At 55.1% G+C, this 370-nt stretch carries 1 protein-coding gene; it reads right to left on the bottom strand.

Translation table 11 applies throughout. From position 1 onward, the window contains the following. On the bottom strand, positions 1 to 370 hold a 370-nt coding region (locus AC55NX_RS20900), incomplete at both ends, for an AMP-binding protein (RefSeq protein WP_496997479.1).

Raw genomic sequence — 370 nt, 5'->3', positions numbered from 1 at the left:
GCCAGATTCAGTCGCAAACGGGTCCGCAATAAACCGCTCCGCAGTTAAGTCATCACGCTTAAGATATCCGGACGTCACCCCAGCCCCGGCTATGTATATCTCACCACTGGCACCGACCGGCACCGGCTGGTGAGACTCATCCAGAATATAAATCCGCGTGTTGCCAATCGGTTTGCCTATCAATACACCCTCATCCGTTAAACTCAACGGATGCGTCGCAGACCAGACCGTGGTCTCTGTCGGACCATACATATTCCACAACTGACCAACGCGACTGAGAATCTCATCCGCCAAGACTTTCGAGAATGATTCACCGCCAATCAGACCGCTTAACCGCGGGGAGCCCTGCCAGCCAGCCGCCAGCAACAGC

Source organism: Vibrio rubrogenes (assembly GCF_059641415.1).
This window is presented reverse-complemented; position numbering and strand designations above follow the sequence as displayed.